The organism is Dermacoccus sp. PAMC28757, from assembly GCF_014302635.1.
Classification (GTDB): domain Bacteria; phylum Actinomycetota; class Actinomycetes; order Actinomycetales; family Dermatophilaceae; genus Dermacoccus; species Dermacoccus abyssi.
Window position 1 is genome coordinate 1,132,744 of record NZ_CP060292.1, and the last position, 25,414, is coordinate 1,158,157.

The 25,414-nt window shown below is 68.2% G+C and carries 28 protein-coding genes; 22 read left to right on the forward strand and 6 right to left on the reverse strand.

The window, feature by feature from the left end; all coding sequences use genetic code 11:
- From H7F30_RS05495 to H7F30_RS05535, 9 genes are all read left to right on the forward strand, one after another.
- The gene (locus H7F30_RS05495) at positions 1-1,197 is read left to right on the forward strand and encodes an acetoin utilization protein AcuC (RefSeq protein ID WP_187037278.1); all 1,197 of its coding nucleotides are present in this window, start codon (positions 1-3) and stop codon (positions 1,195-1,197) included.
- A gap of 365 nt (positions 1,198-1,562) precedes the next feature.
- On the forward strand, positions 1,563-1,661 hold the full coding sequence (locus H7F30_RS05500) for a 30S ribosomal protein bS22 (RefSeq protein WP_003792170.1): 99 nt from the start codon (positions 1,563-1,565) through the stop codon (positions 1,659-1,661).
- A gap of 164 nt (positions 1,662-1,825) precedes the next feature.
- Positions 1,826-2,068, forward strand: a complete 243-nt coding sequence (locus H7F30_RS05505) for a glutaredoxin family protein (protein WP_369798813.1) — start codon at positions 1,826-1,828, stop codon at positions 2,066-2,068.
- A 182-nt stretch (positions 2,069-2,250) separates the two neighbouring features.
- Positions 2,251-2,931, forward strand: coding sequence for a redox-sensing transcriptional repressor Rex (locus tag H7F30_RS05510; RefSeq protein ID WP_047312437.1), 681 nt, complete (start codon positions 2,251-2,253; stop codon positions 2,929-2,931).
- Positions 2,928-4,232: a glutamyl-tRNA reductase gene (locus tag H7F30_RS05515; RefSeq protein ID WP_187037280.1), complete on the forward strand. Its 1,305-nt coding sequence runs from the start codon at positions 2,928-2,930 to the stop codon at positions 4,230-4,232. The genes H7F30_RS05510 and H7F30_RS05515 overlap by 4 nt, the downstream gene beginning before the upstream one ends.
- Positions 4,229-5,224, forward strand: a complete 996-nt coding sequence (gene hemC / locus H7F30_RS05520; protein ID WP_129665007.1) for a hydroxymethylbilane synthase — start codon at positions 4,229-4,231, stop codon at positions 5,222-5,224. The genes H7F30_RS05515 and hemC overlap by 4 nt, the downstream gene beginning before the upstream one ends.
- An 80-nt stretch (positions 5,225-5,304) precedes the next feature.
- Positions 5,305-6,858 carry a uroporphyrinogen-III synthase gene (locus H7F30_RS05525; RefSeq protein WP_231579606.1) on the forward strand — a complete coding sequence of 518 codons (1,554 nt, stop codon included), beginning with the start codon at positions 5,305-5,307 and terminating at the stop codon, positions 6,856-6,858.
- Complete coding sequence (gene hemB / locus H7F30_RS05530) at positions 6,858-7,835, forward strand: porphobilinogen synthase (RefSeq protein ID WP_187037282.1); 978 nt, start codon at positions 6,858-6,860, stop codon at positions 7,833-7,835. Before H7F30_RS05525 ends, hemB begins: the two co-directional genes overlap by 1 nt.
- Positions 7,836-8,019: 184 nt before the next feature.
- Complete coding sequence (locus H7F30_RS05535; protein WP_187037284.1) at positions 8,020-9,000, forward strand: endonuclease domain-containing protein; 981 nt, start codon at positions 8,020-8,022, stop codon at positions 8,998-9,000.
- Between the two features lie 84 nt (positions 9,001-9,084).
- Here the strand turns inward: H7F30_RS05535 and H7F30_RS05540 are convergent, their stop codons facing one another.
- Positions 9,085-10,299 (reverse strand): PLP-dependent aspartate aminotransferase family protein, encoded by a 1,215-nt coding sequence (locus H7F30_RS05540; RefSeq protein WP_187037870.1) that lies wholly within the window; start codon positions 10,297-10,299, stop codon positions 9,085-9,087.
- A gap of 94 nt (positions 10,300-10,393) precedes the next feature.
- Here H7F30_RS05540 and H7F30_RS05545 point away from each other — a divergent pair, with 94 nt between their 5' ends.
- The gene (locus tag H7F30_RS05545; RefSeq protein ID WP_255464967.1) at positions 10,394-10,921 is read left to right on the forward strand and encodes an Lrp/AsnC family transcriptional regulator; all 528 of its coding nucleotides are present in this window, start codon (positions 10,394-10,396) and stop codon (positions 10,919-10,921) included.
- 102 nt (positions 10,922-11,023) lie between these two features.
- Here H7F30_RS05545 and H7F30_RS05550 read toward each other — a convergent pair whose 3' ends face one another.
- A complete protein-coding gene (locus H7F30_RS05550; protein ID WP_187037286.1) occupies positions 11,024-11,554 on the reverse strand; it encodes a YceI family protein in 531 nt (176 codons plus the stop codon).
- Positions 11,555-11,766: 212 nt separating this feature from the next.
- Here H7F30_RS05550 and H7F30_RS05555 point away from each other — a divergent pair, with 212 nt between their 5' ends.
- From H7F30_RS05555 to H7F30_RS05590, 8 genes are read left to right on the forward strand one after another with little or no spacing between them, the layout of a single operon-like run.
- Positions 11,767-12,231 carry a MarR family winged helix-turn-helix transcriptional regulator gene (locus tag H7F30_RS05555; RefSeq protein WP_187037287.1) on the forward strand — a complete coding sequence of 155 codons (465 nt, stop codon included), beginning with the start codon at positions 11,767-11,769 and terminating at the stop codon, positions 12,229-12,231.
- 45 nt (positions 12,232-12,276) lie between these two features.
- The gene (gene hemL / locus H7F30_RS05560; protein ID WP_187037289.1) at positions 12,277-13,605 is read left to right on the forward strand and encodes a glutamate-1-semialdehyde 2,1-aminomutase; all 1,329 of its coding nucleotides are present in this window, start codon (positions 12,277-12,279) and stop codon (positions 13,603-13,605) included.
- A gap of 2 nt (positions 13,606-13,607) precedes the next feature.
- Positions 13,608-14,294, forward strand: a complete 687-nt coding sequence (locus tag H7F30_RS05565; RefSeq protein WP_129665019.1) for a histidine phosphatase family protein — start codon at positions 13,608-13,610, stop codon at positions 14,292-14,294.
- Positions 14,294-14,908 (forward strand): TlpA disulfide reductase family protein, encoded by a 615-nt coding sequence (locus H7F30_RS05570; protein ID WP_047312427.1) that lies wholly within the window; start codon positions 14,294-14,296, stop codon positions 14,906-14,908. Before H7F30_RS05565 ends, H7F30_RS05570 begins: the two co-directional genes overlap by 1 nt.
- Positions 14,905-15,672, forward strand: coding sequence for a cytochrome c biogenesis CcdA family protein (locus tag H7F30_RS05575; protein ID WP_082128883.1), 768 nt, complete (start codon positions 14,905-14,907; stop codon positions 15,670-15,672). The genes H7F30_RS05570 and H7F30_RS05575 overlap by 4 nt, the downstream gene beginning before the upstream one ends.
- Positions 15,672-17,384, forward strand: coding sequence for a cytochrome c biogenesis protein ResB (locus H7F30_RS05580; protein WP_255464968.1), 1,713 nt, complete (start codon positions 15,672-15,674; stop codon positions 17,382-17,384). Before H7F30_RS05575 ends, H7F30_RS05580 begins: the two co-directional genes overlap by 1 nt.
- Positions 17,384-18,451: a c-type cytochrome biogenesis protein CcsB gene (gene ccsB / locus H7F30_RS05585; RefSeq protein ID WP_118914205.1), complete on the forward strand. Its 1,068-nt coding sequence runs from the start codon at positions 17,384-17,386 to the stop codon at positions 18,449-18,451. The genes H7F30_RS05580 and ccsB overlap by 1 nt, the downstream gene beginning before the upstream one ends.
- A 3-nt stretch (positions 18,452-18,454) precedes the next feature.
- The gene (locus H7F30_RS05590) at positions 18,455-18,700 is read left to right on the forward strand and encodes a DUF4229 domain-containing protein (protein ID WP_047312426.1); all 246 of its coding nucleotides are present in this window, start codon (positions 18,455-18,457) and stop codon (positions 18,698-18,700) included.
- Positions 18,701-18,721: 21 nt separating this feature from the next.
- Here H7F30_RS05590 and H7F30_RS05595 read toward each other — a convergent pair whose 3' ends face one another.
- Positions 18,722-19,294 (reverse strand): vitamin K epoxide reductase family protein, encoded by a 573-nt coding sequence (locus H7F30_RS05595; protein ID WP_047312425.1) that lies wholly within the window; start codon positions 19,292-19,294, stop codon positions 18,722-18,724.
- Positions 19,291-19,947, reverse strand: a complete 657-nt coding sequence (locus H7F30_RS05600; protein WP_047312424.1) for a thioredoxin domain-containing protein — start codon at positions 19,945-19,947, stop codon at positions 19,291-19,293. The genes H7F30_RS05595 and H7F30_RS05600 overlap by 4 nt, the downstream gene beginning before the upstream one ends.
- A 76-nt stretch (positions 19,948-20,023) precedes the next feature.
- Here H7F30_RS05600 and H7F30_RS05605 point away from each other — a divergent pair, with 76 nt between their 5' ends.
- From H7F30_RS05605 to H7F30_RS05615, 3 genes are all read left to right on the forward strand, one after another.
- On the forward strand, positions 20,024-20,407 hold the full coding sequence (locus H7F30_RS05605) for an ArsR/SmtB family transcription factor (RefSeq protein ID WP_370563046.1): 384 nt from the start codon (positions 20,024-20,026) through the stop codon (positions 20,405-20,407).
- 1 nt (position 20,408) lies between these two features.
- On the forward strand, positions 20,409-21,329 hold the full coding sequence (locus H7F30_RS05610; RefSeq protein ID WP_047312422.1) for a cation diffusion facilitator family transporter: 921 nt from the start codon (positions 20,409-20,411) through the stop codon (positions 21,327-21,329).
- 65 nt (positions 21,330-21,394) lie between these two features.
- Positions 21,395-22,111, forward strand: coding sequence for a cation diffusion facilitator family transporter (locus H7F30_RS05615; protein WP_240730167.1), 717 nt, complete (start codon positions 21,395-21,397; stop codon positions 22,109-22,111).
- Positions 22,112-22,183: 72 nt separating this feature from the next.
- Here the strand turns inward: H7F30_RS05615 and H7F30_RS05620 are convergent, their stop codons facing one another.
- Entirely contained in the window at positions 22,184-23,068 is an 885-nt protein-coding gene (locus H7F30_RS05620) for a 1,4-dihydroxy-2-naphthoate polyprenyltransferase (protein ID WP_118914204.1), read from the reverse strand.
- A gap of 42 nt (positions 23,069-23,110) precedes the next feature.
- Positions 23,111-24,310 (reverse strand): AMP-binding protein, encoded by a 1,200-nt coding sequence (locus H7F30_RS05625; RefSeq protein ID WP_187037290.1) that lies wholly within the window; start codon positions 24,308-24,310, stop codon positions 23,111-23,113.
- A 325-nt stretch (positions 24,311-24,635) separates the two neighbouring features.
- Here H7F30_RS05625 and H7F30_RS05630 point away from each other — a divergent pair, with 325 nt between their 5' ends.
- A complete protein-coding gene (locus H7F30_RS05630) occupies positions 24,636-25,379 on the forward strand; it encodes an SDR family NAD(P)-dependent oxidoreductase (RefSeq protein ID WP_047312419.1) in 744 nt (247 codons plus the stop codon).
- Positions 25,380-25,414: the final 35 nt, after the last annotated feature.

Here is a 25,414-nt window from a genome sequence, read left to right on the forward strand (position 1 = left end):
ATGGACGACACGGCCCTCGTCATCTGGGACCCCGCGCTCGTGGGGTACGACTTCGGCGAGGGCCACCCCATGAACCCTCTGCGTCTCGCCCTCACGGCGAAGCTCGCAGAGGGTCTCGGCGTTTTCGAGCACGTTCGCATCGAAGCGCCGTCGCTGCCCGACGGGTCTGACGCCTTCCTCGAGACCGTTCACTCGCGTGAGTACCTCGACGCGGTGCGTGCGGCGTCGCAGAACCCGGTGTCGGCCGATCAAAACTTCGGTATCGGTACCGAGGACGACCCGGCGTTCGCGGGCATGCACGACGTGTCCGCGCTGATCGCCGCCGGCACGCTGCAAGCCGTGCAGGCCGTCCATTCAGGCGAGGCGCGCCACGCGGTCAACTTCACCGGGGGCCTGCACCACGCCATGCCCGACAAGGCGAGCGGTTTCTGCATCTACAACGACGCTGCGGTCGGCATCCAGTGGCTGCTCGACCAGGGCGTCGAGCGGGTCGCCTACGTCGACATCGACGTTCACCACGGTGACGGCGTCGAGAAGGTCTTCTGGAACGACCCGCGGGTGCTCACGATCTCGATCCACGAGTCGGGCACCGTTCTCTTCCCGGGCACCGGCTTCGCCCGCGACATCGGCGGCCCCGACGCCGAAGGCAGCGCCGTCAACATCTCCCTGCCGCCCGGTACCGGCGACTCCGACTGGCTGCGCGCCCTGCACGCCGTCGTCCACCCCGTCGTCACCGCGTTCAAACCGCAGTTCATGGTCACGCAGCACGGCTGCGACTCGCACTACTCCGATCCCCTCGCGCACATGGTGCTCACCGTCGATGCGCAGAAGATGGCGCACCGCTCGCTGCACGAACTCGCGCACGACGTGTGTGACGGACGCTGGGTCGCCCTCGGTGGCGGCGGCTACGAACTCGTCGACGTCGTGCCGCGCTCCTGGACGCACCTCACGGCCATCGCCGCCGACCGGCCCATCTCTCTCGAAACCGAGACGCCCGCGGAGTGGCGCGCCCATGTCGAGGAGATCACCGGCCGCACCGCGCCCATCCGCATGGGTGACGGCGTCGCCGAGAAGGACGACGTCTGGTTCCAGTCCTGGGCTTCCGGAATGCACCCCGAATCCACCGTCGACCAAGCCGTCATGGCCACCCGCGAAGCCGTGTTCCCGCTCCACGGACTGGACGTCTGGTTCGACTAGCCGCGTAGCGGCTCCCCTGATCCGATGTTGAGCGGGGGAGTGGGCAACGGTCCCGCGAATCTGAGGCAACATCGCGGGTAGTGAGCGGTGATCCGCTGCGAAAGCCGCAGCCCTTTTCGGTGACGTAACCACGCTGGAAGCGGACGCCCCGCAGCCCTGTCGCACCGAACTCGGCGACCGAGCCTGCGAGGTCGCCGAGTCGGAAGACGGGGCAAGGGAGCATGGCGATTTCGCGCGACAAATCGCCTGACGATAGGATGGTGCAGATATTCCCGTGGCCGGGCGTCCTCGTGGCGCCGCTGGTATTCATCGGCGAATGTCGGCCCGGGCATCGCCAAGGACACAAGGTAAGGAACGGTTCACTCATGGGCTCCGTCATCAAGAAGCGCCGCAAGCGCATGGCCAAGAAGAAGCACCGCAAGCTGCTTCGCAAGACGCGTCACCAGCGTCGCAACAAGAAGTGACCTGATCACTTCGAGCACTCGGGCCCCTCACGCACTCGTGGCGTGCAGGGGCCCTTGCGTATCGTCGAGGCGATAGGAATGCCCCGCGCCTCGCCCGAACAGCGTGTGCCGTGGACGTCGGCGGCACATGGACGAGCGGTGACCAGGAGGTAGCTGTGAGAAGAATTACATTGATCGGCAAGCCCGGATGCCACCTCTGCGACGACGCCCGCGCCGTCATCGAGCGCGTGGCTCGTGAGGAGGGCGTCGAGTGGGAGGAGCTCAACATGCTCGACGATCCCGAGCTGGTCGCCCGCTATGCCGAGCAAATCCCCGTCACGCTGGTCGACGGACGCCAGCACGACTACTGGCGCGTCGATGAGAACCGGCTCCGCAAGGCACTGTCCGCGCCGCCGAGGGGCGCATAGGGACGAAGGTCCCTTGTCCAGTTCGGTGCCACGTTTGGGGCGCCATTCCGCCCTAAAGGGGGTCCGGTCGACTTTGTGAACGGTTGCACTAAGTCCTAAGCTCGGGGGGTCCTGCAGAGCCTTCTGCAGACGTTTGGTATACGCGCCGAGAGGCGCAGACGCCGACGAAAGGTAGCGCCGCCGTGAGCACCGAGCAGGCCGCAGCGCGCCGGGATATCCCGGACGCGACTGTGAACCGCCTACCGGTGTACCTCCGGGTGCTGCGCGAGGTGGCCACCGACGGCCACACCACCATCTCCTCCGAGACGCTCGCCGAGCAGTCCGGAGTCTCCTCCGCGAAACTGCGCAAGGACCTTTCCGCGCTCGGCTCCTACGGCGTGCGCGGCGTCGGGTACGACGTCGCCACCCTCGCCGGTCACATCACCGGAGCCCTCGGCCTCGAGCGGCAGTGGGCCGTCGCCATCGTCGGTATGGGAAACCTCGGCCGCGCGCTCGCCACGTACGGCGGCATCGGCGTCAAGGGTTTCGAGATCAAGTGGCTCATCGACGACGACCCGCGCGTCGTCGGTTCCGTCGTTGGCGGCCAGAAGGTCGTCCACTTCGACGCGCTCGTACCGCAGGTGGACGAAGGCGTCATCGGCGTCATCGCGACGCCGGCGCCGTCCGCTCAGCAGGTCGCCGACCGCCTCATCGCCGCGGGGGTACGCAGCATCCTCAACTTCGCGCCGGCGGTGCTCACCGTGCCCTCCGACGTGCAGGTGCGCGGCGTCGACATGGCAACCGAACTTCAGATCCTCGCGTTTCGTGAACAGAACGCGCGAGGGCCACAGGGGGATCGCGAGATGAAGGAGCTCATGGTTTGAGCGTCATTGTTCTGGGGCTTTCCCACCGCTCGGCCCCGCTCGCCGTGCTCGAGAAGGCCTCCCTCAACGCCGAGGGCCAGGCCGATCTGCTCGAGCGCCTCGGCAAGGGCGAGAACCTCACCGAGCCCGTCGTGCTGTCGACGTGCAACCGCGTCGAGGTCTACGCCGACGCCACGACGTTCCACGGTGCCGTCACCGAACTCGGCGACGCCCTCGCCGACGTCACCGGCATGCCGATGGCCGACCTGCGCGACTACCTCTACGTCCACTTCGACGAGCGTGCCGTCGCGCACCTGTTCAACGTCGCGGCCGGCCTCGACTCGCTCGCCGTCGGAGAGAGCCAGATCCTCGGCCAGATGCGCGACAGCCTGCGCGAAGGTCAGGAATCAGGCCGTATCGGCCCCGTCATGAGCCGCCTGGTGCAGCAGGCGCTGCGCGTCGGCAAGCGCGTGCACTCCGAGACCGGCATCGACTCCGTCAGCCGCTCGCTCGTCGAGCGGGCACTCGAACTGTCGGGCAACATGCTCGGTGACCTCACGCGGGTGCACGCCGTCGTCGTCGGTGCCGGCGCGATGAGTTCGCTCGCCACGCACACGCTCGTGCGCCACGGCCTCGGCTCCGTCACCGTCGTCAACCGCACGTACGACGCGGCTCGTCGTCTTGCGGACGCCGCTGGGTGCGACGCGCGCCCCATCGAGGAGCTCGACGCGGCCCTCGCCTCCGCCGACCTCGTCGTGTCGTGTACGGGCGCCGTCGGTCACGTCATCGACGCGACGATGGCCGCCCGCGCCAACCCTGACGGCCGCCCTCAGGTTTACATCGACCTCGCCCTGCCGCGTGACATCGCCGACGAGGTCGCGGCCGTTCGCGGGGTGGCCGTGCTCGGATTCGAGGATCTCGGCCCGCAGGTCGAGGGCCAGCCCGGCGCGGAGGCCGAGATCAAGGCGGTCCAGGACCTCGTGACGAGCGAGGTGGCCGACTTCGTCGTCGCCCGTCGCGCCGAGCGCGTCGCCCCCACGGTGGCGGCGCTGCGCGCGAACGCCGCGGAGATCGTAAGCGCCGAGCTGAGCCGCCTCGAGACCCGCGTACCCGACCTCGACGAGACCACCCGCGCCCAGGTGCAGCTCACGGTGCACCGCGTCGTGGAGAAGCTGCTCCACACGCCCACAGTGCGCATCAAAGAGCTTGCCGGCCAGGGCGGAAACGTCGGCGAAAGCGACTACGCGGCAGTTCTTTCCACGCTTTTCGACCTCGACCCGGCGCAGACGCGCGTCGTGTCCGTTCCCCCGGAGCTGCCATGAGTGCCCCCCGCCACGAGCGCCCGATCCGACTCGGAACGCGGCGTAGCCACCTCGCGGTGACCCAGTCGACCCACGTCGCGGACGCCCTGCGCGCTCACGGCCACGAGGTCGAGCTCGTCGAGGTCACGACCGAGGGCGACATCAACCTGGCCCCGCTGGCCCAGATGGGTGGCACGGGCGTCTTCGCCGCCGCACTGCGTCAGGCACTGCTCTCGGGCGAGGTCGACATGGCCGTGCACTCCCTCAAGGATCTGCCCGTCGCACCCGAGCCCGGCCTCGTCGTCGCCGGTATCCCGACGCGTGAAGACCCGCGTGACATCCTCGTCGCCCGCGACGGCCTGACGCTCGGTGAACTGCCGGCGGGTGCCGTCGTCGGAACCGGATCGCCGCGACGTGCGGCCCAGCTGCAGGCCCTCGGCCTCGGACTGGAAATCCGTGACATCCGCGGCAACATCGACACCCGCATGGGCTTCGTGACCAAGGGTGAGATGGACGCCGTCGTCCTCGCTCGCGCCGGCCTGGCCCGCGTGGGCCGCACCGACGAGGCGAGCGAGACCATCGACCCGCTGCAGATGTTGCCGGCCCCCGGCCAGGGCGCCCTCGCGCTCGAGTGCCGCGAGGACGACGAGGTCACGCGTGCCGTGCTCGCCGAGCTCGACGACGCCGACACCCGCGCAGCCGTCACGGCCGAGCGAGCCGTGCTCGAAGCCCTGGAGGCCGGCTGTGCCGCACCTGTCGGTGCCCTCGCCGAGATCGTCGAGGAGCCCGACGGCACCCTCGAGATCTCGCTGCGCGCCTTCGTCGGCGCCACGGACGGCTCCCTCGAGCTGCGCCGCAGCGAAGTCGGCCCCTACGACGATCCGCAGGGCATCGGCGAGCGTCTCGCCCGCACCCTGCTCGACGACGGCGCGGCCGCCGTCATCCCCCCACGCGAACCGCGGCAGCAGACGCCGCGCGTCGAAACCACCACCGAATCGGAGCGATCCAAGTGAGCACCGCAGCCAAGCAGGCCAAGTCGGCCACCCGAGTCGCGTTCGTCGGCGCCGGGCCCGGCGATCCCGGCCTGCTCACGATGCGCGCGGCGCAGCTTCTCGCCGAGGCGGACGTCGTCGTCCTCGATCAGCTGTGCCGTGAGCAGTTCGTCGCATCCCTCGTGAGCGACGGTGTGGAGTTCGTCGACGGCGGGTACGGCGAGGCCGGCACCGAGTTGACCAACGCCAGCCGCGCGAAGCTTCTCGTCAAGGCCGCCAAGGCTGCGACGGAGGGCCACGACGACGGGCGCGCCCTCGTCGTGCGCCTCATGGACGGCGACCCGGCCACCTTCCACGGCCTGGCCGAGGAGGCCGGCGCCTGCGCGAAGGCCGGCATCGAGTTCGAGATCGTTCCGGGCGTCTCGGCCGTCTCCGCGGTTCCCGCCTACGCGGGTGTGCCGCTCACCGACAGCAAGGCCCGCAACATCCACGTCGTCACCGCCGGCGACCCGAAGGTCGACTGGGCGCGTTCAATCGACGCCTGCACCACCGTCGTCGTCCTCGGCCAGGCCGACCTGCTGCGCGACTCGCTCGTCGAACTGCGCGCTGCCGGCCGCCGTGGCAACACGCCGGTCGCGCTGACGCAGAACGGCACGACGATCACCCAGGAGACGACGACGCTGACGCTCGACGAGGTGCCCGCGGCACTGCGTCGCGCCGAGTTCGACGGGCCCGTCATGGCCATCGTCGGCTCGACCGTGGGTCACCGCACCGCCCTGTCGTGGTGGGAGAACAAGCCGCTGTTCGGCTGGAAGGTTCTCGTGCCGCGCACCAAGGAGCAGTCGGGTTCCATGACGCGCCGCCTCACCGAGTACGGCGCGAGCAGCGCCATCGTGCCGACGATCAGCGTCGAGCCGCCGCGTACGCCGGCGCAGATGGAGAAGGCCGTCAAGGGTCTCGTCACCGGCCGCTACGAGTGGGTCGGCTTCACGTCGGTCAACGCCGTGCGCGCCGTGCGTGAGAAGTTCGCCGAGTTCGGTCTCGACGTGCGTGCCTTCGCGGGCCTCAAGATCGCTGCCGTCGGTGGCGTGACGGCGGACGCTCTGCGCGAGTGGGGCATCGAGCCCGACCTCATGCCGAGCGGCGAGCAGTCGGCCAAGGGCCTGCTCGAGGTGTGGCCCGACTACGACGAGCAACTCGACCCGATCAACCGCGTCTTCCTGCCGCGCGCCGACATCGCGACGGAGACCCTCGTCGCCGGCCTCGAGGAGATGGGCTGGGAGGTCGACGACGTCACCGCCTACCGCACGGTGCGCGCTGCGCCGCCGGCGCCCGAGGTGCGTGAGGCGATCAAGTCCGGCAAGTTCGACGCCGTCTGCTTCACGTCGAGTTCGACGGTGCGCAACCTCGTCGGCATCGCCGGCAAGCCGCACGCATCCACCGTCGTCGCGTGCATCGGCCCGGCCACCGCGAAGACGGCGGAGGAGCACGGTCTGCGTGTCGACGTCCTCGCGACCGAGGCCTCTGCGGCTGCGCTCGTCGATGCGCTCGCCGCTCACGGTCAGTGCCTCGCCGCCGCTGCGGCGGAAGCGGGGGAGAAGGTGCGTCGTCCCAGCGAGCGTCGCGGGGCGGCCCGTCGAAAGGTGAAGGCCTGATGAGCACGTACGACCTGCCGCACCGTCCGCGCCGCCTGCGCACGTCACCGGTCATGCGCAACATGGTGGCCGAGACGTCCGTGGCGCCGTCCGACCTCATCCTGCCGGTGTTCGTGCGCGAGAACGCGACCGAGAACACGCCCATCAGTTCGATGCCGGGCGTCGTGCAGCACACGCTCGACTCGCTCGTCGAGGTCTCGAAGCAGGCGCGCGACGCGGGCGTTGCGGGCGTCATGCTCTTCGGTGTTCCGGAGACGAAGGACGCCCAGGGTTCGGGTTCGATCGACCCCGACGGCATCCTCAACGTCGGCTTGCGCGCCGTGCGTGACGCCGTGGGCGACGATCTGCTCGTCATGGGCGACCTGTGCCTCGACGAGTTCACCGACCACGGTCACTGCGGCGTGCTCGACGCGCAGGGTCGTGTCGACAACGACGCGACGCTCGATATCTACGCGCAGATGGCCGTCGCTCAGGCTCAGGCGGGCGCTCACGTGCTCGGCCCGAGCGGCATGATGGACGGCCAGATCGGCGTCATCCGTGCGGCGCTCGACCTTTCCGGCCACGACGACGTCGCCGTCATGGCGTACTCGGCGAAGTACGCGTCGGCGGCTTACGGTCCGTTCCGCGAGGCCGTGCAGAGCTCGCTCCAGGGCGACCGCGCGACGTACCAGCAGGACCCGCGCAACCGCACGGAGTCGCTGCGCGAGGCGATGCTCGACGAGGAGCAGGGCGCCGACATGCTCATGGTGAAGCCTGCTCTGCCGTACCTCGACGTGCTCTCCGACGTCGCCCAGGCCGCCACGGTGCCTGTCGCGGCGTACCAGGTCTCCGGCGAGATGGCGATGATCGAGGCGGCCGCCGCGAACGGCTGGATCGACCGCGAACGCATGATCCGCGAGACCCTCACCAGCATCAAGCGCGCCGGCGCGTCGATCGTCCTGACGTACTACGCGCTGGAGTTTGCCCGCGGCCTCTGACGCGCGGCGTTAGACGTAGGACGGGCTGATTTCTTCCCTTCTTGTGCGCAAGGGGTTCGATTGCGCACAAGAAGGGAAGAAACCTTCCCGAATAGTGGTGGGCGCTGTCTTTCGTGCGGGATGCTCCCCTCGTTCCTGTGGATAACTTTCGAGCCGGATCCGCTCCGCGCGTCAGGCTGAGGGCATGGTCACCTCGAACCGGCGCCACGAGAGTGTGCTTTCCAGGCGAGCTGCTGCCGTCGCCACGCTGGACGGATGCTTGTTCACCGCCGCCGAGGCTCGTGCCGCCGGGCTGACGATCAACGATCTGCGCAGTGACGCTGTCGTCGCGCTCCGACGCAATGTCTACGTCACCGCCACGACACCGATCACCCTCGGGCTGCGGTGTGGAGCGGCGCTGCGCGTCACCAAGTCCGACGCCCGCGTCGCCCACGTCACCGCCGCGCGGCTGTGGGGCCTTCCCGTCCCGGAGACGGACCGACTCCATCTCAGCTACGAGCGAAGGCCGAACAAGACGCTCGTCGGCACGATCGCTCATCGGCATCCAGCAGGAAGCCTGGCGAGATCGGTGTTTGTCGCCGGTGTAGGTCGTTTGCCGGTTTCCGACCCGACGGGCGTCGTCACCGAATGCGCCGACTCGCTGGGGCTCGTTGATCTCGTCGTCCTCGCAGATGCGGTGCTCAACCGTCACGATGTCGATGCCGGGCGAACCATTGATGTGTGGAAGCACGGTGCAGGCCCGCATTCGGCAGTGCTGCGTGAGGTCGCCCGCCGCGCGCGGGAAGGCGCTGAGTCGCCACCGGAGAGCCGGACGCGCCTCCTTCTCGTTCTCGCGGGTTTGCCCGAGCCCGTTGTGCAACACGAGGCTTTCGTGGCCGGGCGGCGACGACGATTCGATCTCGCCTACCCCGAGCTCAAGATCGCCGTGGAGTACGACGGCTCCTACCACTACGCGAGTGAGGCACAGAAGCAAGCTGACATCGTGCGCGAGGATGAGCTTCGCTCCGCAGGATGGATCGTCATCCGGGTGGTTTCGGTCGGGATCTTCCGGGATCCGGCATCGACATTGGCTCGAGTGGCGGACGCGCTGACTCAGCGGGGTGTGAAAGTCGCACCCAACACCGCATGGCGGCAGCACTTCGTCCAGCTCGCGCCGGTGGCGTGACACGAGTGGGGGTGTTTTCTTCCCTTCTTGCGCCTCAAGAGACCCCTTGCGCACAAGAAGGGAAGAAAACGCCCCTTGTGGTTGCTAGGCGCGGACGGCGACGCGCAGGTTCGGTTCCTCCCGCGCAGGCTCGGGGGAGAGCTCCCGGGCCCCTTCGAGGGCCTGACGCAGGTCGGCGATGACGTCGTCCGGGTTCTCGAGACCGATCGACAGGCGCAGGACGTCATCGCCGGGCTTCGCCTCGGACGCGACCGGTCGGTGGGTCATCAGTGCCGCCGGGTGCTGGATGAGCGTGTCCACGCCGCCCAGAGACACCGCATTGACGACGAGGCGCACGTGCTCCGCCACGGCGGCAGCGGCGTCGAAGCCGCCCTTGACCGCGAACGCCATCATCGCGCCCGGGCCTGCCATCTGCCGTGCGGCGATGCCGTCGGGGTCGCCCCCGGGAAGCCCGGGGTAGCGCGCCCACTCCACGAGGTCGTGCTCGGCAAGGAAAGCCGCGACCGGTCGCGCGTTGGCCTGCTGCTGCAGCACCCGGACCGGCAGGGTCTGCAGCCCGCGGTGCAGTTGGTAGGCGGACGTCGGCGCGAGCAGGCCACCCGTGATGGCGCGCACCTGACGCAGCCGCGTGGCCCACTCCGTGCTCATCGCGACGACACCGCCGAGCAGGTCGCCGTGCCCGCCGATGTACTTCGTCGCCGAGTGCAGACTGATCGCAGCGCCGAGCGCCAGCGGCTGCTGCAGCACCGGAGTGGCGAACGTGTTGTCGACGGCGACGGGCACGTCGCCCGCCTGGCGCGCCACGTCGGCCATGTCGATGAGGTCGATCGTCGGGTTGCCGGGCGACTCGATGAGCACGAGGCCCGTGTCTGCCTCGATCGCGTCCGCCACGGCATCGGGCGTCGTGAACGTCACGCGGGTGCCGAGCAGGCCGGTGGCAAGTAGGTGGTCCGTGCCGCCGTAGAGGGGGCGGGCACCGACGATGTGAGGCTTGCCCGCCGCAACGCAGGCGAGCAGGACGGCGCTGATCGCTGCCATCCCGGTCGAGAACGCGACGGCTTCCTCGGCGCCCTCCATCGTGGCGAGCCCGCGCTCGAAGCGGTCGACGTTCGGGTTCCACAGACGCTGGTACACGTACGAATCACCGGGGCGCGGGCGACCACCGGTTGCCATCTGCTCGTACGAGTCACCGCCCTGCGTCACGCCGGTGACGGGGTAGGTGGTCGACTGATCGATTCCTGCGACGTGCACCCCGAGAGCCGTGAGGTCTTCCCGGCCGGCGTGCACGGCGTTCGTCATGAGCGAAGATATGTGGTTCACATCACATAGTGTGTGGAGTCCGCGGAATCATGGCAATGAGGCCGCCGATCCCCCGAAAAGAGGTGTGTCTGAGGTGGAAAGCACGAATTCCCGGTTGAGTTCGGCGGGTGACTCGCAGGTTCGACGACCGTTGCTCGGCCCCGCGTGGAGCCCTGACGCCGTCGATCGTCGGCTCGTCGAGCTGCTCCTCGACGACGGGCGGATGCCGAACGCGGAATTGGCGCGGCGCGTCGGCGTTCCGGAGTCGACGTGCAGCGGTCGCCTTCGGGTGCTGCGTGAGCGAGGCGTCATCGCCGGGGTGCACGCCGACGTCGATCTCGGCTCCCTCGAGTTACCGCTGGAGGCGATGATCGCGCTGCGCTTCACGGGCCACACGCGTGACGACATCGACGGCTTCCGCGCCGCAGTCGCCGATGTGCCCGGCGTCCTCGCGGTCTTCCACGTGACGGGGGAGAACGAGTTCCTTGTCCACGTCTGTACGCAGTCTCCCGACGCCCTGCGCAACATCGTGCTCGACCACCTCGCGGTGCTGCCCGGCGTCGTGCACGCCGAGACGAGCCTCATCTACGAACGCATTCGCGGTTCCCGCCCTCTCGGCTGAGGCGCGACGGCACGCGATGAAGGGCGAGCGACGAAGGGCGATTCACGAAGAGGCCGCGGTACCCGAACGGGTGCCGCGGCCTCTTCGTGAAGGCCGGTGTGATCAGGCCTTGGCGAACTCGAGGTCGAGGTTGATCTTGATCTTGTCGGAGACGAGCGCGTTGCCGCCGGGGGCTGCGGCGTCGAAGCTGAGGCCGAAGTCCTTGCGGTTGATCTCGCCCTGGGCCTCGAAGCCGGCGCGGGTGCCGCCCCACGGGTCGTCGGAGATGCCGTTGAACTCGTAGTCGAACGTGACGGGCTTCGTCACGTCCTTGATCGTCAGGTCGCCCGTGATGGTGTCGTCGCCGATGTTCGTGGCCTTGAACGTCATCGTCGGGTACTGCTCGACGTCGAAGAAGTCAGCGCTCTTGAGGTGACCGTCGCGGTCGGCGTTGCGGGTCTGGACCGATGCCGTCTGCACGGTGAACTCGAGCGTCGAGTTCTTGCGGTCCTCGGCGGCCTCCGCGTTGACGCTGACGTCCGTGAAGCGACCCTTCACCTTGGTGACGGCGAGGTGGCGCGCGACGAAGCCGATCTCCGTGTGGTCGGCGTCGATGTTCCAGGTGCCGGGAGCGATGTCGTTGAGGGAAACCATGGTTGTGGTCCTTCCGTTGCGATGTGTGGTCGGTACTGAAATGACGATACACGCAGATAGTTGAACATTCAACTACACTGAAGGAACGTGGACGGAAACAAGATGTCCACATGAAAGCGTTGACACTGAACGAAACGTGAATCAACCCTCCGGTCGGACACCGGACGGTAGGGGCGCGCGACGGTGGCGAAGCACGAAACGGACGGTGGAGGATGACGAAAGAGACGCGCTGGCTCGATGAGGACGAGCAGACGGCATGGCGTCACTACCTGCGGGCATCGCGCGCGCTGAGCCTCGCGCTCGATCGCGAACTCCTCGACCACGGCATGTCGCTGGCCGAGTACGAGATCCTCTCGATGCTGTCCGAGGCCGAGGGACGTCGTCTGCGGATGGGGGCGCTCGCCGACCTCGTCGTCCAGTCCCGCAGCCGCATCACGCACACCGCCACGCGCCTGCAGCGACGCGGGTGGGTGACGCGGGAGTTGTGTTCCAGCGATTCGCGTGGGGTCGAACTCGTCCTCACCGACGGCGGCTACGACGCCCTCCTGCTCGCAGCCCCCGTTCACGTCGCGAGCGTGCGTCGATACTTCGTCGACACCATGGATGGCGACCAACTGAGCATCGTCGGTGACGGCATGCGCCGCGTGCACGAGGAAGTCGGTGGCGAGCGGGGCTGAGGCCCGCCAAGGGCGTTGTCAGGGGGCGGTGGGAGAATGGACAACATGAGTGGAAGCACCTCGAAGTCCGCAGAACTCCTGGCCCACGCGCGCACGGTGACGCCCGGCGGGGTGAACTCGCCGGTGCGCGCCTTCCGCGCCGTCGGCGGCACGCCGCGCTTCATCCGGCAGGCGAAGGGTCCGTGGCTCACGGACGTCGACGGCAACCGCTACGTCGACCTCATCTGCTCGTGGGGGCCGATGATTCTCGGCCACGCCCACCCCGACGTCATGGCCGCCGTTCAGGACGCGGCCTCGCGTGGCTTCAGCTTCGGTACGCCGAGTGAGAACGAGGTCGCCCTCGCCACCGAGATCGTGCGTCGCGTCGAACCCGTCGAGCAGGTACGCCTCGTTTCCTCCGGCACGGAGGCGACGATGTCCGCCATCCGTCTCGCGCGTGGCGCCACGGGCCGGAGCAAGATCGTGAAGTTCGCGGGCTGCTACCACGGTCACGTCGACGCGCTGCTCGCCGCGGCCGGCTCCGGCGTCGCCACCTTCGCCCTGCCCGACACGGCCGGTGTGCCGAAGTCGAGCGCCGGCGAGACCATCGTCCTGCCGTACAACGACGTCTCCGCGCTCGAGGCCGCCTTCGCCGAGCACGGTGACGAGATCGCCGCCGTGATCACCGAGGCATCGCCCGGCAACATGGGCGTCGTGCCGCCCGCAGCCGGTTTCACGAAGGCGCTGCGCGACATCACGACCAAGCACGGCGCCCTGCTCGTCTCCGACGAGGTGATGACGGGCTTCCGCTGCTCCGCCGCCGGCTGGTTCGGCCACGAGGGCCAGCAGGGTGAGAGCGCCCCCGACCTGTTCACCTTCGGCAAGGTCATGGGCGGTGGCTTCCCCGCGGCCGCCTTCGGTGGCCGCGCCGACCTCATGGGCATGCTGGCGCCCGACGGTCCCGTCTACCAGGCGGGCACGCTGGCGGGTAACCCGGTGGCCACGGCCGCCGGCCTCGCCACGCTGCAAGGCTGCACCGACGAGGTCTACGCCCACCTCGACTCCACGGCGCACGCCATCGCCGACGCCGCCTCCGCCGAACTGACGAAGGCCGGGGTGCCACACACCGTGCAGTGGGCGAGCTCGATGTTCTCGATCTTCTTCCGTGACGGAGCGGTCACGAACTACGACGACGCGAAGGACCAGGACACCGAGGCCTTCTCGCGCTTCTTCAACGCGATGCTCGACCAGGGCGTCCACCTGCCGCCGTCGGCCTACGAGTCGTGGTTCGTCTCCGCGTCGCACGACGACGAGGCCGTCGCGCATGTGATCGACGCCCTGCCCGCCGCCGCGCGAGCCGCGGCCGCTTCCACAGACTCGTCTGCGACACTCTGACCATGACGAACGACGTCCCGCTTTACCCGTCGACCGAGGCCCCCACCCCCACGACGAAGACGCTGGTGCACCTCGTGCGTCACGGCGAGGTGTTCAACCCGAAGAAGGTGCTCTACGGGCGCCTCGACGGCTACCACCTCTCCGAGCTCGGCCGTGAGATGGCCGAACTGACGAGCCAGTGGCTCGCTCCGCGCGACATCACCTACCTCGTCAGCTCGCCGCTCGAGCGTGCGCAGGAGACGGCCGCGCCGCTCGCCGAGAAGCTCGATCTGCCCGTCGTCCTCGACCCGCGCGTCATCGAAGCCGGGAACGATTTCGAGGGCCTGACCGTTGGATCGAACCCCAAGCAACTGCTCCAGCCCCGCTTCTGGCCGAAGCTCGTCAACCCGCTGCGGCCGAGCTGGGGAGAGCCGTACCAGGAGATCGCCGAGCGCATGTACACCGCCATCCTCGACGCCCGTGACGCCGCGGCCGGGCACGAGGCCGCCGTCGTCAGCCACCAGCTGCCCGTGTGGACGGCCCGTCGCTTCGCCGAGGGCAAGCGCCTGTGGCACGACCCGCGATCGCGTGAGTGCACGCTCGCGTCGGTCACGACGATCGAGTTCACCGGTGACGAGATCACCGGCGTCCAGTACGCCGAGCCCGCGGGTCGCCTGCTGCCCAACTCGACACAGTCGGTGGGTGCCTGATGGCGCGCCGTGCCCGATCGCTCAAGGCAACCGCAGCGACGTCGCTCGCCCTTGCCGTCACCCTCGGTCTGAGTGCGTGCGGTAGCGAGCAGAACGACAGCATCAGCAAGCAGGCCCAAGCCGGCGACAACAAGGGCTACGTGGCCGGTGACGGTTCCGTCGAAGAACTTGCGGCCGCCAAGCGTGCCGAGCCCGTGCAGCTCACCGGCGAGACGCTGGACGGCAAGAAGTGGAACGTGGAGTCCGAGCGCGGCAAGGTCGTCGTCCTCAACGTGTGGGGTGCGTGGTGCGGCCCGTGTCAGGCCGAGACGCCGCACCTCGAGAAGGCGTGGAAGAACTACGACAACGCGAACAAGCCCGTCGTGTTCATGGGCCTCGACCAGCGTGACTCCGACGCCGTCGCCAAGTCCACGCTCAAGAAGTGGGGCGCCACCTACCCGTCGCTGAAGAACGACGACGGGCAGAACCTGCAGGGTCTGCAGCGCAAGGTCGTCGCAACGCCAACGACGCTCGTGCTCGACAAGCAGGGGCGCATCGCGGCACGCGTCTCCGGTTCCACCACCGAGACCACGGTGCGGAACATGGTCGACAAGGTGCTCGCGGAGAAGGCTTGAGCTCCAGCGTTGCGGCGCTCGCTCACCTGACGAGTTCCCCCGAACAGATCGTCGCGAACGGCGCGTTGCCGCTCGCGATCTTCTTCGCTGCGCTCGCGGGGGTCGTCTCGTTCGCGTCGCCGTGCGTGCTGCCGCTCGTGCCGGGCTTCCTCGCCTACGTCACGGGCTTGACGGACGAGAAGCGACGCACCCGACTCGTGCTCGGCGCGTGCCTGTTCGTGCTCGGATTCTCCGTCGTCTTCGTCGGCATCCAGGCCGCCGTCAGCCTCGTCTACGACACGGTGGGCGCTCACCGCAGCCTGCTCACGCGCATCGGCGGCGTCATCGTCATCCTCATGGGGCTCATGTTCCTCGGCGTCGTGGGCCAGCGAGGCTTCACGGTGCGCTGGCGCCCGGCCGCGGGCCTCGTCGGGGCACCGTTGCTCGGTGCCGCGTTCGGTCTCGGGATGGCTCCCTGCATCTCGCCGGTTCTCGGCACGCTGGTGGCGGCCAATACGTCCCTCAACGCGGACAGCCAGGGGAGGGCTCTGTTCCTCACCGTCTGTTACGCGCTCGGCATGGGCCTGCCGTTCATCCTCATCGCCGCTGGGTGGAGCCGTGCCGAGAAGGCGTCGAAGTGGCTTCGTGACCACCACCGTCCGATCCAGATCGTCGGCGGCACTCTCATGATCGCCATGGGCTTGCTCATGGTGAGCGGGCTGTGGGAGGAACTCATGGCCCTCGTCCAGTCCAACCTCGTCAACCAGTTCGAAACGGTGATCTAGTGGCAGCCAAGAAGGCCCCGGGCAACAACGGGCCCGAGACCAGCGACGACGCAGCGAAGGGCGCAGCCGCCAAGAAGTCGCCGCGAGGCGGCGCGAAGGCCGGTGGCAAGTCCGGCACGTCGGGCAAGGCGGGCGCGAGCATCGGTGTCGTCGGCATGCTGCGCTGGTTCTGGCGCCAGCTGACGACGATGCGCACGGCGCTGTTCCTCCTGCTGCTCGTGGCCATCGCGGCGGTTCCGGGCTCGATCTTCCCGCAGCGCTCGATCGACGCCACCCGCGTCACCCAGTACGAGCAGGACCACCCCGACCTGTTTCCGTGGCTCGATCGCCTCGGGATGTTCAACGTCTACAGCACGCCGTGGTTCGCCGCGATCTACCTGTTGCTCGCCGTCTCGCTCATCGGCTGCATCATCCCGCGCACCAAGGTGCACTGGAAGGCGATGCGTTCCGGGCCGCCGAAGATGCCGCGCAACATCAAGCGCCTGCCGGCTCACCGCAACGAGACGCTCGACGCCAGCCCCGAGGCCGTCGCGCAGGCCGCGCGCGAGGTTCTCCGACGCAAGCGCTTCAAGATCCGCAAGGACACGGGCGACCTCGAGGTTGCCTCCGAGGGCGGCATGCTGCGTGAGACCGGCAACCTGCTGTTCCACCTCAGCCTCGTCGGCATCATCGTCGCCGTTGCCGGTGGACACGTGTGGGGTTGGCGCGGCGACGTCATCGTGCCCGACAAGAGTGGGTTCACCTCGACGATGACCCGCTACGACACCCTCAAGCTCGGCCCCTGGGTCGACCTCGAGGAGGATCTGCCCGACTGGTCGCTGAAGATGGACAGCCTCAAGGTCACCTTCGAGGACAAGGTCGACCCCACGAGCCCGCAGTGGGGGCAGCCGCGTGACTTCACCGCGGACGTCCACTTCAAGGAGTCGCCGGAGGCGAAGTGGCAGCAGGACCAGATCCGCGTCAACCACCCGCTCAAGGTCGGCGGCGGCGAGGTCTACCTCCTGGGTAACGGCTACGCGCCGAAGATCACGTACAAGGACGCAAAGGGCAACGTCCTGTACGACCAGTCGACGCCGTTCCTCGCCGTCGACAACCAGTACAAGTCGACGGGCGCGTTCAAGATCCCCGGCGCCTCGCCGGACCAGGTGGGTCTGTTCGGCTTCTTCCTGCCCACGGCCTACGTCGACCCGAACAAGGGCCCGAGCTCGGCCTTCCCGGACGCGAAGGCTCCCGCGCTCTACCTCGGCGTCTACAAGGGTGACCTCTACCCGAACGGCCGCCCGCAGTCGGTCTTCAGCCTCGACACCGAGAAGATGACGCAGGTCAAGGACGAGAAGGGCCAGCCCCTTCGTCTGCAGATCGCACTCGGTCAGACGGTGAAGCTGCCGAACAACATGGGTTCGGTCACCTTCGAGTCGGTGCCGCGTTGGGCGGGTCTCTCGATCCGGCACGACCCGGGCAAGCTGCCCGCTCTCATCTTCTCCGTCACGGCCCTCGCAGGCCTCGTGCTGTCGCTCATGATTCGCCGCCGCCGCGTCTTCGTCCGGGTGCGCCCGGCCTCGGACGCAGACGGTTCGGGCGCCCCGCGTACAGTGGTGGAGATCGGTGGCCTCGCCAAGGGCGAGGACCCCAGGCTCGCTCTCGCGGTCGACGAAATCTTCGAACGCATCCAGGCTCGCGCCGTCACGACCGGAACGACAGGTAAGGCATGATGTCCGCTTTCGCACTCATCGACGAGGCCAACAGCGCCCTCGCCCAGAACTCGACGTACGCCGTCTACGCCTCCGGGCTCGTCCTGACGTTGGCCATGCTGGCGTTCTGTGTCGACCTGGCACAGACCCCGGGCCGCAAGGAGCGTACCGGCGAAGCCGCTGCCCATACCGGGGACGAGGACGCCGCTGAGGGTGCATCCACGACCTCGAGCAGGGAGAAGTCGGCGGGCGGCGCCACGGCCGTCCTCGAGCGTACCGAGACCCACTCCTCCAAGCGTGACCTCGACGGCGACGGCGGGAGCGATCTTCCTGCCGACCCGGCACCGCGCAAGTGGGCCGGCACGGGCATGGCCCTGACGTGGCTCGGAACGGCGGCGCTCGTCCTCGGCATCGCGCTGCGCGGATTCGCCGTCGGTCGCCCGCCGCTGGGCAACATGTACGAGTTCGACCTCGTCGGCACCGCGTTCCTGCTCGTGTGCTTCCTCGGCTGGAGCCTGCGCAAGGACGTGCGCTGGCTCGGTGCGTTCGTCACGCTCCCCGCCGTCCTCTTCATCATGCTCGCGGCCCTCGTGTACTACACCGAGGCGAGCAAGCTCATGCCGTCGCTGCAGTCGTACTGGCTGTCGATCCACGTGACGGTGGCAACGCTGTCGATCGGTCTGTTCACCATCGGCTTCGTCATCACCTGCCTCTACCTCGCGCAGCTCAACCGTGAGGAGAAGGGCAAGACGGGCGGCTTCCTCAAGGCCCTGCCGGATTCCAAGACCCTCGACCGTCTCGCGTACGGCGTGCACATCATCGCGTTCCCGCTGTGGATGTTCACGATCCTCGCCGGCGCCATCTGGGCCCAGGAGGCCTGGGGCGCCTACTGGAACTGGGACCCGAAGGAAGTGTGGTCCCTCGTCATCTTCATCGTGTACGCGGCCTACCTGCACAGCCGCGTGACGGTCGGGTGGAGCGGTCGCAAGGCCGCCGTCGTCGTCATCATCGGCTTCGCCTGCATCCTCATCAACTACGGCGTCGTCAACGTGTACTTCGTCGGCCAGCACTCCTACTCGGGGCTCTGATCCATGGCACCTGTCGCGCGCTACACCGTCCTGCGCCTCCTCGTCTTCTTCGGCTGCCTCAGCGTCGGCTGGCTCGTAGGGCTCCGTGGTTTCCTGCTGCTCATCGTGGCGGCCATCGCCTCGACGGTCATCAGCTTCTTCGCGCTCAACCATTTCCGTCAGGAGACGGTCGACGTCGTGGAGAGCCGCGTCGAGCGTCGCCGCGAGCGCTCCAAGGAACTGCGCGAGGCCGAGGACAACGACGAGTAGTTCGTCGGACTCATCCACCCGTCACACCAGGGTCAGCCAGTAGTCCTGGAATCGTAGGAAGATGGCGAGCACGAGGAGTGCGAGCCACATGACAGCTGCGCTGGGTGCCCAGCGGCTGACCGCCGCGGGTACCGCGCCTTCCGAGGCGCCGGCCCGAACTGCGACGGTGACCAACGCGAGCATGACGACCCACACCACCATGCAGTAGGGGCAGAGCGCCCCGATCACGGTGAGGCTCTGCCAGATGAGCCAGTGGACGAAGGCAAACCCCACGAGGACGCCGGCGAGCAAGCCGACCCAAACCCAGCGGCTGAAGTGGAGGCCGCCCGCGCCCAGGGCGCCGGCGGTCATCACGATGCTGAAACCCACGATCCCCAGTACAGGGTTCGGCAGGTCTGCCACGACACTTGCCTGCCACGAGGTGATGACCGAGCCGCAGGCGACGACGGGATTGATGCTGCAACTCGGGACGTGCTCCGGATCGGCCAGCAGTGCGAGCTTTTCCATCAGGAGAATGACGGAGCAGACGAGGCCGACGGCAGACAGGCCGACGAGGGCGATGCTCTGCCGCCGCTCGCCCGCGGAGCTGCTCACTTCACCGCTTCATCGATGAGGGAACGGAAAGCCTCCATGGAGTCGACGGTGACCTTTTCGCCGTCGAGGAAGAACGTCGGGGTGCCTTCGACGCCCGCTTCCAGGCCGGCTTTGTAGTCCTTCTCGACGCGGGCCTTGGTGGCGGGGGACGCCACGGCCCTGTCGTAGGCGGCCATGTCGAGGCCAAGTTCTTGCGCGTAGCCTCGGAACACGGAGGCTTGGGATGTCTGCTTCTCGCCCCACTGTGTCTGACGTTCGTACATCGTGGAGTACATCTGCTGGAGTTTGCCCTGCTGTGCCGCGGCCTCCACAGCGAGCGCGGCGGTCATGGAGTTCTTGTGGCCCGGCAGCGGGAAGTAGCGGATGACGAAGGTGACCTTGCCCTTGTAGTCCTTGCGGAGTTCCTCGACGAACGGGTATGCGGCGCGGCACGCCTCGCATTCGAAGTCGAGGAATTCGACGAGGACCGGTGAGCCGTCGGGTGCCTTTTGCAGCCGGTGGCTGTCAGGGGCGGCGAGGTTGGACACGGCCGTGTCCCCGGATGCGGACGGCGTCGGCTTCGGTTCTGGGGTCCTGTTGAGGAATATCACTGCGACGATGACGGCGGCAACGATCGCGACGACAAGTGCGGCGGCGAGGGCGGGCTTCTTCATGCTCATCCTTGTACGGCGGGCGACAGTGGGATTACGCTAACATCTGTTCAATTGATCAGATGTTAAGGAGTTGCTCGTGTCGTCGAATGTCGAAGCGCTCGATGCTTGTGCGCCGGGGGCCGACTGCCCCGACAAGGTCGCTTTGGCGATGGAGGCATTGCCGCCGCTCGAGGTGAGCGAGGAGATCAGCAGCGTCTTCAAGCTGCTTGGCGATCCCACTCGAACCCGTCTGCTCTACACACTGCTCGACGCGGGGGAGCTCTGCGTCTGTGATCTCGCGGAGGCGACCGGGGTGACGGAAACGACTGTCTCACAGGCTTTACGTCTGATGAGGTCGTCCGGGGTTGTCATCGGTCGTCGAGCGGGCCGAAACGTCTTCTACCGCCTTTCGGACGGCCACGTGCGCATGTTGCTCGACGTGACGCGGGCGCACATCGATCACGACACGAGTAAGTCCTGAGATGGGGCACGGTCACTCGCACGGCCCCACGGCCGCTGAAGGCACTTCGGCCGCAGGGCGTCATCGGTGGCGCCTGGCGGTCTCGTTCGGCCTCGTTCTCGCGTTTTTCGTCGTCGAACTCGTCGCAGGTCTGCTCTCGGACTCACTGGCTCTGATCAGCGACGCCGGCCACATGGCCGCCGACGTCGTGACGTTGGGTGCGGCGCTCGTCGCCACACGCATCGCGACACGGAAGGACACGACAGGCCGCCGCACGTTCGGCTCCTACCGCGCTGAGGTCTTCGCCTCCGGGTTCGCAGTGCTCGTCATGCTTGGCGTGTCGATCTACATCGCGGTGGAGGCGATCGGACGTTTCGGGTCCCCGGGCGAGCCGGCTTCGGGCGTCATGCTCGTCGTCGGTGCGATCGGGCTGGTCATCAACCTCATCAGCATCGCGCTGTTGCGCGCCGGGGCGAGCGAGAGCCTGAACGTGCGCGGCGCCTACCTCGAGGTTCTCGCGGACAGCCTGGGCTCCGTCGGGGTCATCGCCGCCGCACTTCTCGTTCGATTCACCGGCGCAACGTGGTGGGACACAGGAATCGCCCTCGCCATAGCGGCCTTCGTTGCCGTACGCGCGGTGATGCTCGGGCGTGAGGTGCTCGCTGTGCTGGGCCAGCACGCTCCTGCCGACGTCGAGCCGCGCGAGATCCTCGAGGCGCTCGAAGCCCTCGGGTCGGTCGAGGACGTGCACGACCTGCACGTGTGGCAGCTCACGAGCGGAATGAATGTCGCTACAGCTCACGTCGTCGCCTCCCCAACGGGTGCCCGCGACGGCGTAGCCCTGCGAGAAGCGAGCGACCTGCTGCGAACGAAGTTCAGCATTGCCCACGCGACGCTCCAGGTGGAGACCGGCGTCGAGAACTGTGAAGGGGCGGATTGGTGACGACATTGACTGCTGAACGTCGGGCCGCCCTCGGGCGCCGGGCGCAGTGGCTTGCGCTCGCGACGGTGCTCTACAACACCGTCGAAGCGTTCATTGCCATTTCCGCCGGCAAGATTGCGGGCTCGGTGGGTCTTGTCGGTTTCGGTCTCGACTCGATCATCGAAGTGTCAAGCGGCCTCATCATCCTGTGGCAGTTCCGTCATGCCATGCCAGAGTCCAGGGAGCAGACCGCGCAGAAGGCGATGGCCTTCGGGTTTGCTGCGTTGGCGCTGTTCGTCGGCTACGAAGCCATCTCGGCGCTCGTGCGGCGGGAGGCGCCGGATGTCTCGTGGGTCGGCATGCTACTCGCGGCGTTGAGCGTCGTGATCATGCCGTTCCTGTCTTACGCCCAGCGATCCACGGGTCGAGAGCTCGGTTCGGGATCGGTTGTCGCCGATTCGACACAGACGCTGCTGTGCACGTATCTGTCGGTCGTGCTCCTCGTGGGACTCGGGCTCAATGCACTGTTCGGATGGTGGTGGGCCGATCCGATCGCGGCCCTCGCCCTGGCTGCGGTCGCCGCCCGGGAGGGTTGGCAGGCATGGCACGGGGAAGGCTGCTGTGCCGTTGGGAACTCAGGTACCCCTTGCTCGGCAACCCCCACGGTCGACGACTGCTGCTCCGGCAACGTTGCCACCGGACCCGAGCGTGTCGATGCCTGCGCAGACGGCTGCTGCTCGGGTGAGCACTCGAAGTCGTCCACGCCGCAGCTCGTGCAGTTGGGGCGCAGCTCTGACGCGTGAAGTCCGCGGATGACGATCGGGCCGGGCACTCTCCATTGAGGTGCCCGGCCCGATCGTCATCGGTGACCGTGGTCAGTTCATGAAGTGCGCGGCGAGGAGACCCCCGCCGAGCAGGATGCCGTAGGCGAGCTGGAAACGTCCGGTGCCGGCGAGGGCGGGTACGAGGTCGCGGCCCGTGGCCCCGCCGAGAACACGACGCAGTGGCGGCACCGCGAGGACGAGGGACACGAAACCGGCGGCTGCGGGCAGGTGGTAGACGGCGCAGACGCCGACGGCGAGGGCCGCGACAGCCACAAGGACGGCGTAGAAGATGCGCGTCGGGCGGTCGCCGAGCCGGACGGCGAGGGTGTTCTTACCGACCTCGGAGTCCGAGGGGATGTCGCGCAGGTTGTTCGTCACGAGGATCGCGCAGGCGATGGCACCGACGCCGACAGCGCCGGCGATCGCCGGAACGGAGATCTCCTTGGCCTGGGTGTACGTGGTGCCGAGCACTGCGACGAGGCCGAAGAAGATGAACACGAAGACCTCGCCGAGGCCCTGGTAGCCGTACGGGTTCTTACCGCCGGTGTACTTCCACGCGGCGATGATCGCGGCAACCCCGACGAGCAGCAGCCATGGGGTGTTGGCCAGCGTGATGAGCGCGAGCCCGACGAAGGCGGCCACGAAGAAACTGGCGAACGCGGCGAGCTTCACGTTGGACGGGTTCGCGAGGCCCTGACCGACGAGTCGAACGGGCCCCACACGGTCCTCGTCGGTGCCGCGGATGCCGTCGGAGTAGTCGTTGGCGTAGTTGACGCCGATCTGGAGGAAGAGCGCCACGAATAGCGCGAGCAGCGCGAAGCCGGCGTTGCCCCGGTCCAGCGCGTACGCGGCGCCGGTGCCCACGGCGACCGGTGCAACGGCGGCGGGCAGGGTGCGGGGGCGTGCGCCTTCGACCCATTGGTTGAGCGTGGCCATCGGTGTCTTTTTCTCCGTCGGATCGGCAAGGAAGCAGAAGTGCTAGCGCAAATTCTGCCACTGGTCATGGCGAGCGACGAACGCGCGATCCGGCTTGCCCACGCCCGTCAGCGGCAGGGCCTCCTCGTAGCGGACCAATCGTGGAACCGCGTACGGCGGCAACAACCTTCGGCACTCGATGAGCAGACGTTCGGAGAGTTCCTCGGTTGCATCGACGGCCGCGTCCGTGACGATTGCCACAGCGACGGTCTGGCCCCAACGCTCGTGCGGGCGGGCGACAACCACAGCGTCGCGTACTCCGGGCACGCGTTGGACGGCTTCCTCGACGACGCGCGGGCTCACCTTGTAGCCACCCGTCGTGATGACGTCGTCGATGCGTCCGGTGATGGCGAGGGTGCCGTCGAAGCTGCCGAGGTCGTCGGTGAGGAAGTGACGTGTGCCGGCCTCGTCGACGAACGTGGCTCCGGAGCGCTCGGGGTCTCCGAGGTATCCGGCGGCAAGCGTCGGGCCCGTGAGGGCGATGCGACCGACACCGTCGTCGTCGGGCTCGATGACGCGTACGCCGACGCCGTCCAGCGGGGTGCCGTCGTAGACGCAACCGCCGGAGGTCTCGCTCGAGCCGTACGTCGTGACGACGGAGAGGCCCGCCTCACGGGCCCGCTCCAGCAAGGCGCGGGGTGTGGCGGAACCGCCGACGAGGATGCTGCGGTACCGCCGGGCCGCGGCGAGGGCGCGCGTGTGTGTTTCGTCGTCACCGTCGAGCAGGTCGCGCAACTGAGTGGGCACGAGGCTCGTGTGGATCGGCGAGAACGGGGGAGCGTTTCGGGCGACGAGGCCGGTCGCCTTCGTGAAGCCCTCGAGGCTCCAGTCGTCGAGGACGGTGGGCGTCGTGCCGGAGACGATGGAGCGGACGATCACCTGGGTGCCCGCGATGTGGTGCGGCGGCAACGGCAGGAGCCACGTTCCGGCGCCGATGCGGTCGTGGGTGGCGGTAGCACTCGCGACGAGGGCGCCGCGTGTCAGCATCGCGCGTTTGGGAGTGCCGGTGGAGCCGCTCGTCGCGACGACGAGGGCGAGGTCGTCCGGTGCGGCGGCGAGTGCGGCGGCGTCGAACTCGGGTTCCGGGGTGCCTGCTTCGTACGGCGCGAGGGCAGGTCCTGAGCCGTCGAGGGCGGCGGCGAGGGCCTCGTAGTAGCCGGTGATGTCGGCGCGGTCGACGGGGAACGGAACGAGCTCGGGCATGTCCTTCACCCTAGCCAGGCCGGTCGGCGAGCCCGCGCAGGGCACATGGTGACGGTTGGGGTAGTTGGTGACGCTTGACCGTCACCAACTACCCCAACCGTCACCAACTGTGGGAGGGGTCAGTCTCGTCGGGCCTGAAGGAGGCCCCACAGGCCCAGGCCGACGACGATGACGGCGACTCCGATACGGACCATGGCTCCCCTTCAGGCGTTGAGTTCATCGCCTGCGGAGGATCGCGTGGCGCACAGTTCTGACCGTACTCATCTGCAGCCCTCCACCGCGGACCTGAGCGCTCATTGTGGAGACCACGCGACACAATGAGCCCATGACGAATCGCAAGGTGGCAGTGGTGACGGGTGCGAGCAGCGGCATCGGGCGGGCCAGCGCCCGCGCGCTCGCGGCGAAGGGCTACGAGGTCGTGTGCGCGGCCCGTCGCCTCGATCGCATCGAGGAGCTCGCTCGCGAGATCGACGGCCGCGCCGTCCAGTGCGACGTGACGAACCGCGAGGACGTCGAGCGTCTCGCCGCCGAGGCCGGGCCCCGCGTCGACGTCCTCGTCGCGAACGCCGGGGGAGCGTTCGGCACCGACCCCGTGGCGAGCGCCGACCTCGACGACTGGCGTCGCATGTACGAGATCAACGTGCTCGGCACGCTCTCGACGATCCAGACGACGCTGCCCGCCCTCGAAGCGGCGCACGGCGTCATCATCACGATCGGCTCGACGGCCGGGCTCGTCTCGTACGAGGGTGGCGGCGGGTACTGCGGCGTCAAGCATGCGGTGCGCGCCATGATGGGTTCGCTGCGCCTCGAACTGTTCGACAAGCCCGTGCGCGTGTGCGAGATCGACCCGGGCATGGTCAAGAGCGACGAGTTCGCGCTCGTGCGCTTCGACGGTGACGAGGAGAAGGCCGCAGCCGTCTACGCAGGTGTCGAGGCGCCCCTGACGCAGGAGGACATCGCCGACGCCGTCACATACATCGCGGAGCTGCCGGAGCATGTCAACATCGACCAGATGGTCGTGCGCCCGCGCGCTCAGGCGGCCCAGCACAAGGTGTTCCGCACGTCTTGACCGGCGCGCCCGACGCGCGTTCCACCCGCCGAACT